Below are 14279 nucleotides of genomic sequence, written 5' to 3'. Positions count from 1 at the left end.
AGGGTGTCGGGCTCTCATGACCGGTCCAGGGCGTGGAGAAAGTCATAACGCGGCGCCAGGCCTTTTTGCCAAGCCTCATATTGCTCATATACAGCTTCAAGCATATTGCCGGTCAGGCGCAGACTGGTTTCCATTACGCTGGCAATCGCATCCCAATCAGCCTGGTTCTTGCACGTGCGCTGCAGCATGAGTTTAATTTCGTTGAAGTGCTCGATATCAATATCGGAATGGGCAATGAAGAAGGTCAGCTGGGCAGGTTTCAGCGCCAGCGTTTCACTCAGTTTATTGATGATTGGCATGATGAACTGGTAGGCGTTTTCCGCCCAATAACTGTAACCGAGCCGTTGCAGGGGATTACCTGTAAAGGAAATCCAGTACAAGTAAGCAATCAGAACGTCGGTTGCCGGAAGTGCAGATGGCATATCGAAAACTTGATTCTTCAAACCAAGACTCATGACATCGTGCAACGCCATTCTTTCATGGCCGACTTCTTGCGCTGCGTGTTCAAAACAGAATTTGGCATATACCGGATTATCCGCATGTCGGACACCCACCAACCCCTGATTTCTCGCGTTGTGGGCGGTGTAGTGAAAGGTTTCGATCATATATATCGCATACAGCGCCTTGGAAACATTGCCCTCGCGAATTACTTTCACCAACTGCGAGTTATCCAGGATATCCGTCCAGATCTTGTCGATTCTGTCATCTAGCCGGCTCAACTGTTGTTCAAAACTGCGGGGCGAGTTCATCTGCATGGATTTCCGTTTGTTTGAGAATTTTGTCGGTTGGCGGATTTACGGCCGCAAGGATTTGCGGCCACCTGGCTGAAAGCAGCCAGTAATCGCCGCGTTTGCGCTGCTCGATATGCAATGAATTGGTGGTAATCGGCGTAAGGCCGAAGCGCTGGAACAGACGCCGCTGCGGAGATCGGCACAACGCAGTGACGCCCTCATAACCGTGTTGGATCGCCCATTCGGTCGCGGCCGCAAGCAGGCCGTTGATCAACACCGGCAAGTGACTTGGCGAGTGCGCGATCAAGCGGCTGAACTCGACATGTCGAGACAGCGCTACGGTAGGAGATACATGCTGCTGCGCCAGCGCTGCCCACTCGAACGGCGCAGGTGTAACTCTTAATACCGCCACTGGCTGATCGTCCTGATACAGCAAGAAGTGAGTGCTACGTGATGTAATTGCCAAGCGTGTTTCGAGTGATCTTGCGCTGGACGTGAGCATGTAATGTTGTAATCGCAGACGAAACTGCTGAGAAACAAAACGTTCAAACTCCCGCGTGTCTGATCCAGCTTCAAGAATAACGATACGATAATTTTCATGACGACTCTTTAACGTCGCCTTGAGTGCCTGCAGATAATCCGTGAGTTGTAAATCCGTAGTATCCATTCCATCTCCGCAGAAGTTAACTTTTCGAAATGTCCGGGCGCACTTGAATGATGGATGGTTTTAGAAAAATCGCCACTTCGCGAATTCTGATAATGACGTGGGAAAATTCACGAAAGTTCGATACTTGTCGATACATCTGACACACGGAGGAAAAATACAAACAACATCGTGTTGTAAGTTGCTATTTACTCGAAGGAAAAATCGCAGGCATGCGTAGTACTCCTCGCTATAAAAGCCGAGGAGTAATCGATAAATCAAATCAGAGTTATATCAATCGGGACGGACGACGTGGCCGGTGGCCAGATCACGGATGATGCTGGGATTCTTGCGCCCACCAAGCAAACCGCCAAGCACCAGATCAAGCTGGCCACGGAAATACTGCTCGACCCGCAACCGCGAGCGCGCTGCTGGCCGACCTTGTGGATTGGCCGATGTCGACACTAGCGGTCCGACCAGTGAACACAGGTCGCGAACCAGTGGATGATCACTGACGCGCAGCGCTACGGTTTCGTGCACCCCGGTGATCCACTGCGGCAACTGGTTGCGATGCGGCACCAGCCACGTGTTCGGCCCCGGCCAGGTGCTGGCCATGCGGTCCAGCCACAGCTCCGGGAAGTCTTCGAAGAGGAAGTCGAACTGGCGGATATTGTCGGCGACCAGAATCAGGCCTTTGCCCACCGAACGGCCCTTGAGCATCAGCAACCGTTCCACTGCTTCTTCATCCCACGGATCGCACCCCAACCCCCAGACGGCTTCGGTTGGATAGGCAATGACCGCCCCGGCACGAATCTCTCGCGCGGCTTGTTGCACACGCCAACTGTTGACCATGAAAAACTCTCCGCAAACAGGTTTCGCGCAGTTTACCGATCTTCAATGTAAATCCCAGCCTGTATGAACGTTAGATCATGCGCGCAAACCAGCGGCCGTTTTCGCAGACTGCGCGGCCGTCCATCTCCAGCTCGGTCAATGCGGCCAGCACTTTGGGCAGCGCCCAGCCACTGCTGTCGACCAGCCCTTCGCTGGTGTGCGGTGCCGCGTGCAGCAGGCGCAATAGCGGGTTATCCACGCTCGTCGTCGCCTCCGACATCGGCAAATGCTGCCAGCCGCGCAACGCTTCGAGGATGTGTTCGATGGTTTCTACCAGCACCGCGCCGTCGCGGATCAACTGATGGCAGCCGCGCGCACCGGGGTGATGGATCGAGCCTGGAATCGCGTACACCTCGCGTCCCTGTTCCGCGGCCAGCCGCGCGGTGATCAGCGATCCGCTGGCCACACTTGCCTCGACTACCAGCACGCCGAGGGACAAGCCGCTGATGATCCGGTTGCGTCTGGGGAAGTTGCTGGCGCTCGGCCCGGCGTCCAGCGGAAACTCGGAAAGCACCGCGCTGCCCGCGGCGATCATGTCGTCGGCCAGGCGTCGATTGCGTTGTGGATAAAATTTTTCCAGCCCCGTCCCAAGTACCCCGACGGTTTGCCCGCCGACATCCAGCGCGGCTTGGTGCGCGGCCGCATCAATGCCCAGCGCCAGGCCACTGGTGATCACGAAACCGGCCCCCGCCAGGCTGCGGGAAAACGCGGCAGCGGTGTCCATGCCCGGGCGTGATGCGCGGCGACTGCCGACCATCGCCAACTGCGGTTTTTCCAGGATCAGTGGGTCGCCAGCGACGAACAGCAGCGGCGGCGGGTCGGGAATCTGCGCCAGCAGTGCCGGGTAATCCGGCTGATCCCACATCAACAAATGCTGGCCCGGCCGCTCTAGCCAGCGCATCGCGTGGCTGGCGCCATCACGCACCTCCGGGCAACGCCGTGCTTCGGCACACGCCGCCGGCAATCCCAACGCGCGCCAGGCACTGGCCGGCGCGCTGATCGCCTTGGAGGCCGAACCAAACGCCTCGAGCAGTCTGGCAAATCGTTTCGGGCCGATTTCCGGCAGGCGGTGCAGGCGCAAACGCGCCTCCAGTTCCGCCGGGGAAATCGGCGTACATACGGACATCATCATGGATCATCCTTGACCGTTATAAGCCCCGAACCATTCGGAACAAGCTGTGGATAAGTCTGTTGGTAACTTGTTAAGCCAGCTAAGGATTTCGCACCTTGTCGAGCACCGCCAGCGAGCGCGATGCGTTGAGCACGAGGCCGTAACTGAGTTTGTCGTAGGTGCGGAACACCATCAGCAACCCGGCGCGTTCGTCGGGGATTTTCAGCGGCTGGCCGGTGACCCGGTCGCGTACGGTTTCGCCGGTTTTCATCACCACCAGCACATTGCCTTCGGCCAGACCGTCGCGTTTACCTTTATTCAACGTGACCACATCCATCGCGCCGATCTGCGTTACGCCGCGCGGCACGTCGATGATCAGTCCGTTGATATCGGTTTGCGGGGCGCTGGGCATAAAGGTCGAATTGATCGAGCGTTCTTCGCCACTGAACAAGCGGTCGCCGAGACGCACTTCCTGGGTGGTGCGTTGCAGGGCGAGGGTGGCGACATCACCTTCGGTCGCGACAATTTCGCCGCCGCCGATGTCATCGGCGTTGATGCCGAGAAACTCCTTGCTCTGTGGATCGGTGTAGACCTTGCCTTGCCGGAAGATTCCGTAGACCGGCTGGTTCGGGTCGAAATGCCCGCGAGCGAAGATCCGGTCGCCGGTGCCACTGAGCACGCGTTCGGCATCACCCGCAACGATGTACGGCGCCTTGTCGAAGTCCTCGACCTTGTCGACGATGCGGTTGCTCAGCAGAAAGCTGTTGATCGATTTCAGCGGAATGCTCGGAATCGCGTCGGCCACCGGGCTGGTACGGATGCGTGGCGACAGCTTGATGGTGCCGCGTGAGGCGCCGCGATTGAGCATCAGACGCGGCTGGCCGTTGACGTAACTCAGCGTCAGCAGGTCGCCGGGATAGATCAGATTGGGGTTTTCGATTTGCGGATTGGCCTGCCACAACTGCGGCCACTGCCAGGGTTCGCGCAGATATTTGCCGGAAATGTCCCAGAGCGTGTCCCCCGAAACCACCGTGTATTGCTGTGGAAAACCTTCCTTGAGCTGCACTTGCCCATGCGCCGCCCCGGCCGAGACCAGAAACAGCAGGGCGAGTAGTGATTTCCTCATGCGGTGAATCCCTTTATTATGTGCGTTCGCGTGAAACGCCAGAGCCCCCGTGGCTCGCTCCGTGCTCTATTCTGAAAAGCACGGCGCTACGTTTCACAACGGTAGCCTGCATCTTCGGACCTGCCAGGCCATCGCCCGACTTTACTCAACACGTGCAGCAATCAAGCCTATGGCCATTTTAAACATCCTCGAATTCCCGGACCCGCGTCTGCGCACTATCGCCAAGCCTGTGGCCGTAGTGGACGACGAAGTGCGTCAGTTGGTCGATGACATGTTTGAAACAATGTATGAAGCGCCGGGCATCGGCCTTGCCGCGACCCAGGTCAACGTGCACAAACGTATCGTCGTGATGGACCTTTCCGAAGACCGCACCGAGCCACGGGTGTTCATCAACCCCGAGTTCGAATCGCTGACCGAAGAAATGGAGCAATACCAGGAAGGCTGCCTCTCGGTGCCGGGCTTCTACGAAAACGTCGACCGCCCGCAGAAGGTCAAGATCAAGGCTCTGGACCGCGACGGCAAGCCTTACGAACTGATCGCCGAAGGCCTGCTCGCAGTGTGCATCCAGCACGAATGCGACCACCTCAACGGCAAATTGTTCGTCGATTACCTGTCCACGCTCAAACGCGACCGCATCAAGAAGAAGCTCGAAAAGCTTCATCGCCAGAACGCTTGATGCCCTCCTTCAAAGGCTTGCTGCGGCAAGCCTTTTTCTTTTTGTGAGAACCCTCTGATGACCGAGCCACTGCGCATTGTCTTTGCCGGCACCCCGGAATTCGCCGCCGAACACCTCAAGGCCCTGTTAAACAGCCCTTACGAGATCGTCGCGGTCTACACCCAACCGGATCGCCCGGCCGGTCGCGGGCAAAAACTCATGCCGAGCCCGGTCAAGCAGCTCGCGCTGGAAAATAACATCCAGGTGTTGCAGCCGCCGACCCTGCGCAACGAAGACGCGCAGGCCGAGCTGGCCGCCCTCCAGCCTGACTTGCTGGTGGTAGTCGCCTACGGCCTGATCCTGCCGCAAGTGGTGCTGGATATTCCGCGTCTGGGCTGCATCAACAGTCACGCCTCGCTGTTGCCGCGCTGGCGCGGTGCAGCGCCGATTCAACGCGCTGTGGAAGCCGGCGATAGCGAAAGCGGCGTAACCGTGATGCGCATGGAAGCGGGCCTCGACACCGGGCCGATGCTGCTCAAAGTCGTCACCCCGATCAGCGCCGAAGACACCGGCGGCAGCCTGCACGACCGCCTCGCGGAAATGGGTCCTCCGGCTGTGGTGCAAGCGATTGCCGGTCTGGCCGCTGGCACGCTGCAAGGCGAAGTGCAGGACGACAGCCTCGCCACCTACGCACACAAACTCAACAAGGACGAAGCACGCATTGACTGGAGTCGTCCGGCGGTCGAGCTGGAACGTCTGGTGCGCGCCTTCAATCCTTGGCCGATCACCCACAGCACGCTGAATGGCGAAGCGCTGAAAGTGCTGGCGGCCACACTGGCCGAGGGCAGCGGCGCACCGGGCGCGATTCTCGGCGCCAGCAAGGATGGTCTGATCGTCGCCTGCGGTGAACAAGCCCTGTGCCTGACGCGTCTGCAACTGCCCGGTGGCAAGGCGCTGAATTTCAGCGACCTGTTCAACAGCCGTCGTGAGAAATTCGCCGTCGGCACCGTTCTCGGCGCAGCGGTGGACGCGCAATGAACCCGCGTCTGGCCGCCGCCAAGGCACTCGCCGCTGTCCTGAGCGGCAAAGCCTCGCTCAACAGCTCCCTGCCGACGCAACTGGATAAGGTCGAGGATCGCGATCGCGGTTTCACTCAGGATCTGGCGTTCGGCACCGCGCGTTGGCAGCCACGGCTGTCAGCGCTGGCAGCCAAGCTCTTACAGAAACCGTTCAAGGCTGCCGATGCTGATGTCGAAGCGCTGCTGCTGGTCGGTCTCTATCAACTGCTCTACACCCGGGTGCCGCCGCACGCGGCCATCGGCGAAACCGTGGGTTGCGCCGAGAAGCTGAAAAAGCCGTGGGCCAAAGCGTTGCTCAACGCCGTGTTGCGTAATGCACAGCGCGAAAGTGAGGCGATTTTCGCCGAACTGGAGCGAGACCCGGTGGTGCGTACCGCTCACCCGCGCTGGCTGCAAAAATCCCTCAAGGCTTTCTGGCCGGAACAGTGGGAGGCGATCTGCGAAGCCAACAATGCGCATCCGCCGATGATCCTGCGAGTCAACCGCCGCCATCACAGCCGCGACGCTTACCTGGGCTTGTTGGCTGAAGCCGGGATCGCCGCGACGCCGTGCGTTTACAGCGGTGACGGCATCATTCTCGAAGCGGCCAGCGACGTGCGCAGCCTGCCGGGTTTCGCTGAAGGCTGGATCAGCGTGCAGGACGAAGCCGCGCAACTCGCCGCCGACCTGCTCGACCTCGCGCCGGGCCAACGCGTGCTCGACGCCTGCTGCGCACCCGGGGGCAAAACCTGCCACATCCTCGAAGCCGAACCGGCGCTGGCCGGTGTGGTGGCGGTGGATCTGGAAGCCAAGCGTCTGGTGCGCGTCAGGGAAAACCTTGAACGCCTCGGCCTGAGCGCCGAACTGATCGCCGCCGACGGTCGCGACACGGCCAAGTGGTGGGACGGCAAACCGTTCCAGCGCATCCTGCTCGACGCGCCATGTTCGGCGACGGGTGTGATCCGCCGGCACCCGGACATCAAGCTCACGCGTCAGGCCGATGACATCGCCGCTCTCGCGACCCTGCAAGGCGAGCTGCTCGACGCCATGTGGCAGACCCTCGAAGTCGGCGGCATTCTGCTCTACGCCACGTGCTCGACCTTGCCGACCGAGAACACCGAAGTCATCGCCGCGTTCCTTGAGCGCACGCCCGGCGCCCGCGAGCTGGACCTGGCCACTACGGCCGGGATCAAACAGCCGCATGGTCGCCAATTGCTGGCCCAGCAGGGCGGGCATGACGGGTTCTACTACGCCAAGCTGATCAAGATCGCTGCCGCGCGCGGCTAAACGGATTCAACGGAGTGACTGGATGAAAATCATCATCCTCGGTGCGGGACAGGTCGGCGGTTCGCTGGCGGAACATTTGGCCAGCGAGGCCAACGACATCACGGTGGTCGACACCGACGGCGAGCGCCTGCGCGACCTCGGTGACCGGCTCGACATCCGCACCGTGCAGGGCCGTGGCTCGCTGCCGACCATCCTGCGTCAGGCCGGTGCCGACGACGCCGACATGCTGGTGGCGGTGACCAACAGCGACGAAACCAACATGATTGCCTGTCAGGTCGCGCACACGCTGTTCCACACGCCGACCAAGATTGCCCGGGTGCGCGAAGCGTCCTACCTGACCCGCGAAGAGTTGTTCGACAACGAAGCGATTCCGGTCGACGTGCTGATCAGCCCCGAGCAGGTGGTGACCAATTACATCAAACGCCTGATCCAGCATCCCGGCGCTTTGCAGGTGATCGACTTCGCCGAAGGCAAGGCGCAACTGGTGGCGGTGCGCGCCTATTACGGCGGGCCGCTGGTGGGCCAGCAACTGCGCCAGTTGCGCGAGCACATGCCGAATGTGGAAACCCGCGTAGCGGCGATTTTCCGCCGGGATCGGCCGATCCTGCCGCAGGGCGACACGGTGATCGAGGCCGATGACGAAGTCTTTTTCATCGCTGCCCGTGCGAACATTCGCGCAGTGATGAGCGAAATGCGCCGCCTCGACGAAACCTACAAACGCATCGTGATTGCCGGCGGCGGACAGATCGGCGAGCGCCTGGCCGAAGCCATCGAAAGCCGTTATCAGGTGAAGATCATCGAGATGAACCCGGCGCGTTGCCGCTACCTCTCGGACACGCTCGACAGCACCGTGGTGTTGCAGGGTAGCGCCTCAGACCGCGACCTGCTGCTGGAAGAAAATATCGCCGACGCCGATATTTTCCTCGCGCTGACCAACGATGACGAAGCCAACATCATGTCGTCGCTGCTGGCCAAACGGCTGGGTGCGAAGAAGGTCATGACGATCATCAACAACCCGGCCTACGTCGACCTGATCCAGGGCGGCGACATCGACATCGCCATCAGCCCGCAACTGGCGACCATCGGCACCTTGCTCGCTCACGTGCGGCGTGGCGATATCGTCAGCGTGCACTCACTGCGCCGCGGCGCAGCCGAAGCCATCGAAGCAGTGGCGCATGGCGATTCGAAGTCGAGCAAGGTCATCGGCAAGGCCATCGAAAACATCGCGCTGCCGCCAGGCACTACCATCGGCGCGATCATCCGGGCAGAAGAAGTGATCATCGCCCACGACAACACGGTGATCGAGGCGGGCGACCACGTGATCCTGTTCCTCGTGGATAAAAAGCATATCCGCGATGTGGAGAAGCTGTTCCATGTCGGGTTGAGCTTCTTCTGAGGTTTGTAGTGACTGAATTGGCCCCATCGCTGGCAAGCCAGCTCCCACAGGTTTTACGGGTGTTCACAAATCCTGAGTACAACTGAAACCCTGTGGGAGCTGGCTTGCCAGCGATTGCGGTGGCTAAAGCACAATATTCATCCCTGACACCCCTCACTCAAGGAATCCACCAATGCTCGAATCCCTGGAAAAAATGCTCGCCAAGGGTGTGGATAACTCATTGCTGCGCTTTGGCCTGGGCAAGGGTTATCTGGATCTGGGGGAGAATGCCAAGGCTGCCGAGCACTTCCAGCGCTGCGTCGAGCTGGACCCGAAATATTCGGCAGCGTGGAAACTGCTCGGCAAGGCGCATCAGACGCTGGGCGATCACGTCGCTGCGCGTCAGGCGTGGGAGCAGGGGCTGGAAGCCGCCCGCGCCCATGGCGACAAGCAGGCGGAAAAGGAAATGATGGTGTTTCTAAAGAAGCTCGACCGTCAGGCGCAGTGAGCGATCAGAGATAACGCAGACCGATGCCCTCGGCATCGACCATCACCACTTCCATGCGCACTCGTGGCGCACCTGTGGGTAAATCCTGCACCTGGCCATAGACCACCGCGCCCGTGGGCAATCCGGCGAGACGCGGATGCTGAACGTAGACGCCCGTAGTAGACAGATTGCGCGTCTGCCCTAGGCATTCGCCGAAGCTTTCGTGGGTGATCTTGATGCGCAATGATTTGCGGTGTTCGGACATCTTCATGCGCCCTTGAATGAACGGTTGTGGATAACCTGCCCGCGGGAAGTTATCCACAGATCATGCCAAATGCATCAATACCAGCGTTCTTCGCCCGGCGGACGTTTCTTGAAGCGCTTCATGCTCCACATGTACTGGCTCGGATACGCCGCCACATAGCGCTCGACCACCTGGCTCATCGCCGCGCAAGAAGTCTCGGTATCGGTGCTGTACATGGCTTCCGGCGCCGCTTCGAGGATCACCTTGTAGCCGGAACCGTCCGGCAGCCGCAGCGCGTGCAGAAACACGCCGACGGCTTTGTGCCCGGCGAGCATGTTCGGCACGAACTTGCTGGTCAGCGCCTGAGTGGCGAAGAACGGTACGAAGATCCCGGCGGATTCGGCCGGTTCCGGGTCAGCGGGAATGCCCACTGCACCACCTTTGCGCACTTCCTTGATCACGCTGAGGATGCCTTCTTTGGTTGAAGCCGCAACCTTGTTACCCAGTTGCACGCGCTGTTTGCGCAGCAAGTCATCCACAGCCTTGAGCTTGGGCGGGCGGTAGAAAATGATCGGTTTGCACTGGCTGCAATAGAAGTGGTTAAGCACTTCCCAGTTGCCGAGGTGACTGGTGATGCCGACCACGCCTTTGCCCGAGGCCAATGCGTCTTTGAGCACGTCGAGGCCTTCGACTTCACGCACCAGATCAATCGAGCGCTGCGCCGGCCAGATCCACGCGCAGGCACTTTCGGTCAGGGACTTGCCGATGTCCTTCAGGCTCTGGCCGACCAGACGCTCGCGCTCGGCCGCATCCATCTGTGGAAAACATTTAGCGAGGTTGATCCGCACCACGTCGCGGGAGCGGTTGGGGGTTTTCCACATGATCCAGCCGATCGCCGAACCCACGGCTTGCACGGCCCGCCACGGCAGCAGGGCAAACAGCCGCAGAGCGCCTACCAGCAAGGCGCCTTTAAACTTTTCCACAGGTCACTCCTGATCTTGTGCGGTGCGCGAGGCGGCCATTCTAACCGCCGTTGGCGAGCTGCGCGTAGCGGTCGCAGTTCTGGGTGTGATCCATGACCATCCCCGAGGCCTGCATGAATGCGTAGCAAATGGTCGGGCCGACGAACGTGAAGCCGGCCTTTTTCAAGGCTTTGCTCATGGCCACGGCTTGCGGGGTGATGGCCGGGACTTCGCTGCGATCCTTGAAATGATTGATCACCGGCGTACCGTCGACGAACGACCAGAGAAACTTCACCGGGTCTTCCAGCGCCAGCCAGGCTTGCGCATTACGTCGGGCGGCATTCAATTTGAGACGGTTGCGAATGATCCCCGGATCAAGCATCAACTCAGCGATTTCCGCATCGCTCATCTGCGCCACGCGCTGCACGTCAAAGCCGAACAGCACCTCGCGATAACGCTCGCGCTTGCGCAGCACGGTGATCCACGACAGGCCGGCCTGGAACCCTTCGAGCAAAAGCAACTCGAACAAACCCTGCGCATCGCGTAGCGGCGTGCCCCACTCCTGATCGTGATAAGCCATGTACAACGGATCTTCAGAACACCAAAAGCAGCGTGGCATAAGGCTCCAGGGGGTGGAGGCGCGACTGAATCGGGTATACTCCCGCTCTTTAAATCGCAGCCCAAGAAACAGGTGAATTTCGTGAGCCAGCCTACGCCAGCCGTGCGTACCTTCCAAGACTTGATCCTCGCGCTCCAGCAATACTGGGCCGAGCAAGGTTGTGTGGTACTTCAGCCCTACGATATGGAAGTAGGCGCCGGCACTTTCCACACCGCGACCTTCCTGCGCGCCATCGGCCCGGAAACCTGGAACGCCGCTTACGTGCAGCCAAGCCGCCGTCCGACTGACGGCCGTTATGGCGAAAACCCGAACCGTCTGCAGCACTACTACCAGTTCCAGGTCGTCCTGAAGCCGAACCCGGACAACTTCCAGGAGCTGTACCTGGGCTCGCTCAAGCATGTCGGCCTCGACCCATTGGTCCACGACATCCGCTTCGTCGAAGACAACTGGGAATCGCCGACCCTCGGCGCCTGGGGTCTGGGCTGGGAAGTCTGGCTCAACGGCATGGAAGTCACCCAGTTCACTTACTTCCAGCAAGCGGGCGGCATCGAGTGCTACCCGGTGACCGGCGAGATCACCTACGGTCTCGAGCGTCTGGCGATGTACCTGCAAGGCGTGGATTCGGTCTACGACCTGGTCTGGGCTGACGGCCCGATGGGCAAAGTCACCTACGGCGACGTGTTCCACCAGAACGAAGTGGAGCAGTCCACTTACAACTTCGAACACGCCAACGTCGACAAGCTGTTCGAACTGTTCGACTTCTACGAAAGCGAAGCCAAGCGCCTGATCGAGCTCGATCAACCGCTGCCGTTGCCAAGCTACGAAATGGTGCTGAAGGCCTCGCACACCTTCAACCTGCTGGATGCGCGCCGGGCAATCTCGGTGACTGCGCGTCAGCAATACATCCTGCGCGTACGCACCCTGGCGCGTTCCGTCGCCCAAGCCTATCTGCTGGCTCGCGCCAAGCTGGGCTTCCCGATGGCAACCCCGGACCTGCGTGACGAAGTACTGGCCAAGCTGGAGGCTGCACAATGAGTGCGCAAGATTTTCTGGTTGAACTGGGCACCGAAGAACTGCCACCCAAAGCGCTGAATACTTTGGCTGACGCGTTCCTCGCCGGGATCGACAAGGGCCTGCAAGCTGCCGGCCTGAGCTACGAAGCAAAAACCGTGTACGCCGCGCCGCGTCGTCTCGCTGTGCTGATTACCGCGCTGGCCACCCAGCAACCGGATCGCAGCATCAACCTCGACGGCCCGCCACGTCAGGCAGCCTTCGATGCTGAAGGCAACCCGACTCAGGCCGCGCTGGGCTTCGCCAAGAAGTGCGGCGTGGATCTGAGCGAAATCGACCAGAGCGGCCCGAAGCTGCGCTATAGCCAGAGCATCGCCGGCAAGCCGACTGCGAGCCTGCTGCCGACCATCGTCGAAGATTCGCTGAACGACCTGCCGATCCCGAAACGCATGCGTTGGGGTGCACGCAAGGAAGAATTCGTGCGTCCGACCCAATGGCTGGTAATGCTGCTCGGCGACCAGGTCATCGATTGCACGATCCTCGCGCAGAAGGCTGGTCGTGACTCCCGTGGCCACCGCTTCCACCACCCGGAAAGCGTGCGCATCGGTTCGCCATCGAGCTACCTGGCCGACCTGCGTGCCGCTTATGTACTGGCCGATGCCAACGAGCGTCGCGCAATCATCAGCAAGCGCACCGAAGAGCTGGCGACGATGCAGGAAGGCACGGCGATTGTGCCGCCAGCCCTGCTCGACGAAGTGACCGCGCTGGTTGAATGGCCGGTGCCGCTGGTGTGCTCGTTCGAGGAACGTTTCCTCGACGTGCCGCAAGAAGCGCTGATCACCACCATGCAGGACAACCAGAAGTACTTCTGCCTGCTGGACGCCGATGGCAAGTTGCTGCCGCGTTTCATCACCGTGGCCAACATCGAATCGAAGGATCCGCAGCAGATCGTCGCCGGCAACGAGAAAGTGGTTCGCCCACGTCTGACCGACGCTGAATTCTTCTTCAAGCAAGACAAGAAGCAGAAGCTCGAAACCTTCAACGATCGCCTGAAGAACGTGGTGTTCCAGGAAAAACTCGGCAGCGTTTACGACAAGGCCGAGCGCGTTTCGAAACTGGCGGCTTACATCGCCGCCCGCATCGGCGGCAACGCTTCGTGGGCTGCCCGCGCAGGCTTGTTGTCGAAATGCGACCTGGCCACCGAAATGGTCGGCGAGTTCCCGGAGATGCAAGGCGTCGCCGGTTACTACTACGCCCTCAACGACGGCGAGCCGGAAGATGTCGCGCTGGCACTGAACGAGCAGTACATGCCGCGTGGTGCCGGTGCTGAATTGCCGGCAACCCTGACCGGTGCAGCCGTGGCCATCGCTGACAAGCTCGACACTCTGGTCGGAATCTTCGGCATCGGCATGCTGCCCACCGGCAGCAAAGACCCGTATGCCCTGCGCCGTGCCGCTCTCGGCGTGCTGCGTATCCTGATCGAGAAGAAACTCGATCTGGATCTGAACGACGCCGTGGCTTTCGCCGTGAGTGCGTTCGGTGCCAAGGTCAAGGCTGCCGGCCTCAACGAATCGGTACTGGACTTCATCTTCGACCGTCTGCGTGCGCGTTACGAAGACGAAGGCGTAGACGTTGCTACCTATCTGTCGGTACGTGCCCTGAAGCCGGGCTCGGCGCTGGATTTCGATCAGCGTGTGCAAGCGGTGCAAGCGTTCCGCAAACTGCCGGAAGCGGCAGCGTTGGCAGCAGTGAACAAGCGTGTGTCGAACCTGCTGAGCAAAGTCGAAGGCGCGGTGCCAAGCGTGGTCGAGGCCAAGTATTTCGACAACGCCAACGAGTTCTCGCTGTACTCGGCGATCCAGCAGGCGGATCAGGCTGTACAGCCGATGGCTGCAGCACGTCAGTACAACGAATCGCTGGCACGCCTGGCCGCGCTGCGCGAGCCGGTGGATGCGTTCTTCGACGCGGTAATGGTCAATGCCGACGACGCCAAAGTGCGGGCCAACCGTTACGCGCTGCTGGCGCGTCTGCGTGGTCTGTTCCTCGGTGTCGCTGACATTTCGCTGCTGGGTTGAGGGA

The 14279-nt window shown here is 60.3% G+C and carries 15 protein-coding genes; 7 read left to right on the top strand and 8 right to left on the bottom strand.

The window, feature by feature from the left end; translation table 11 throughout:
* Window positions 1–14: 14 nt before the first annotated feature.
* The 5 genes from ACP7BN_RS09725 to ACP7BN_RS09705 form a co-directional block, all read right to left on the bottom strand.
* Window positions 15–749 carry an iron-containing redox enzyme family protein gene (locus tag ACP7BN_RS09725; RefSeq protein ID WP_426203578.1) on the bottom strand — a complete coding sequence of 245 codons (735 nt, stop codon included), beginning with the start codon at window positions 747–749 and terminating at the stop codon, window positions 15–17.
* Complete coding sequence (locus ACP7BN_RS09720) at window positions 727–1398, bottom strand: hypothetical protein (protein ID WP_426203576.1); 672 nt, start codon at window positions 1396–1398, stop codon at window positions 727–729. Before ACP7BN_RS09720 ends, ACP7BN_RS09725 begins: the two co-directional genes overlap by 23 nt.
* 270 nt (window positions 1399–1668) lie before the next feature.
* The gene (locus ACP7BN_RS09715) at window positions 1669–2226 is read right to left on the bottom strand and encodes an L-threonylcarbamoyladenylate synthase (protein ID WP_420650059.1); all 558 of its coding nucleotides are present in this window, start codon (window positions 2224–2226) and stop codon (window positions 1669–1671) included.
* A 70-nt stretch (window positions 2227–2296) separates the two neighbouring features.
* Window positions 2297–3397 (bottom strand): DNA-processing protein DprA, encoded by a 1101-nt coding sequence (gene dprA / locus ACP7BN_RS09710; RefSeq protein ID WP_420650060.1) that lies wholly within the window; start codon window positions 3395–3397, stop codon window positions 2297–2299.
* A 79-nt stretch (window positions 3398–3476) separates the two neighbouring features.
* Complete coding sequence (locus tag ACP7BN_RS09705) at window positions 3477–4502, bottom strand: LysM peptidoglycan-binding domain-containing protein (RefSeq protein ID WP_426203573.1); 1026 nt, start codon at window positions 4500–4502, stop codon at window positions 3477–3479.
* A 169-nt stretch (window positions 4503–4671) separates the two neighbouring features.
* On the opposite strand from ACP7BN_RS09705, the gene def reads away from it, so the two are divergent.
* From def to ACP7BN_RS09680, 5 genes are all read left to right on the top strand, one after another.
* Window positions 4672–5178, top strand: coding sequence for a peptide deformylase (def, locus tag ACP7BN_RS09700; protein ID WP_166222103.1), 507 nt, complete (start codon window positions 4672–4674; stop codon window positions 5176–5178).
* 57 nt (window positions 5179–5235) lie between these two features.
* Window positions 5236–6195 carry a methionyl-tRNA formyltransferase gene (gene fmt, locus ACP7BN_RS09695; protein ID WP_426203570.1) on the top strand — a complete coding sequence of 320 codons (960 nt, stop codon included), beginning with the start codon at window positions 5236–5238 and terminating at the stop codon, window positions 6193–6195.
* Entirely contained in the window at window positions 6192–7502 is a 1311-nt protein-coding gene (gene rsmB / locus ACP7BN_RS09690; RefSeq protein WP_426203568.1) for a 16S rRNA (cytosine(967)-C(5))-methyltransferase RsmB, read from the top strand. Before fmt ends, rsmB begins: the two co-directional genes overlap by 4 nt.
* 22 nt (window positions 7503–7524) lie before the next feature.
* Window positions 7525–8898, top strand: coding sequence for a Trk system potassium transporter TrkA (trkA, locus tag ACP7BN_RS09685; RefSeq protein ID WP_426203566.1), 1374 nt, complete (start codon window positions 7525–7527; stop codon window positions 8896–8898).
* Between the two features lie 172 nt (window positions 8899–9070).
* Window positions 9071–9385: a tetratricopeptide repeat protein gene (locus tag ACP7BN_RS09680; RefSeq protein ID WP_426203564.1), complete on the top strand. Its 315-nt coding sequence runs from the start codon at window positions 9071–9073 to the stop codon at window positions 9383–9385.
* Between the two features lie 4 nt (window positions 9386–9389).
* Here the strand turns inward: ACP7BN_RS09680 and ACP7BN_RS09675 are convergent, their stop codons facing one another.
* The 3 genes from ACP7BN_RS09675 to ACP7BN_RS09665 all read right to left on the bottom strand — a co-directional run bounded on the left by ACP7BN_RS09675 (window position 9390) and on the right by ACP7BN_RS09665 (window position 11189).
* Complete coding sequence (locus ACP7BN_RS09675) at window positions 9390–9629, bottom strand: PilZ domain-containing protein (RefSeq protein WP_426203562.1); 240 nt, start codon at window positions 9627–9629, stop codon at window positions 9390–9392.
* A gap of 74 nt (window positions 9630–9703) precedes the next feature.
* Complete coding sequence (locus ACP7BN_RS09670; protein ID WP_420650067.1) at window positions 9704–10591, bottom strand: lysophospholipid acyltransferase; 888 nt, start codon at window positions 10589–10591, stop codon at window positions 9704–9706.
* Window positions 10592–10631: 40 nt separating this feature from the next.
* On the bottom strand, window positions 10632–11189 hold the full coding sequence (locus ACP7BN_RS09665) for a DNA-3-methyladenine glycosylase I (RefSeq protein ID WP_426203560.1): 558 nt from the start codon (window positions 11187–11189) through the stop codon (window positions 10632–10634).
* 81 nt (window positions 11190–11270) lie between these two features.
* On the opposite strand from ACP7BN_RS09665, the gene glyQ reads away from it, so the two are divergent.
* Window positions 11271–12224 (top strand): glycine--tRNA ligase subunit alpha, encoded by a 954-nt coding sequence (gene glyQ / locus ACP7BN_RS09660; protein WP_025112261.1) that lies wholly within the window; start codon window positions 11271–11273, stop codon window positions 12222–12224.
* On the top strand, window positions 12221–14275 hold the full coding sequence (gene glyS, locus ACP7BN_RS09655; RefSeq protein WP_426203557.1) for a glycine--tRNA ligase subunit beta: 2055 nt from the start codon (window positions 12221–12223) through the stop codon (window positions 14273–14275). Before glyQ ends, glyS begins: the two co-directional genes overlap by 4 nt.
* The last annotated feature ends 4 nt before the right edge of the window (window positions 14276–14279 follow it).

The organism is Pseudomonas sp. TWP3-1 (assembly GCF_049896625.1).
Lineage (GTDB): Bacteria > Pseudomonadota > Gammaproteobacteria > Pseudomonadales > Pseudomonadaceae > Aquipseudomonas.
Note: the sequence above shows the minus strand (reverse complement) of the source record. Positions and strands in the feature narration are given on the sequence as shown.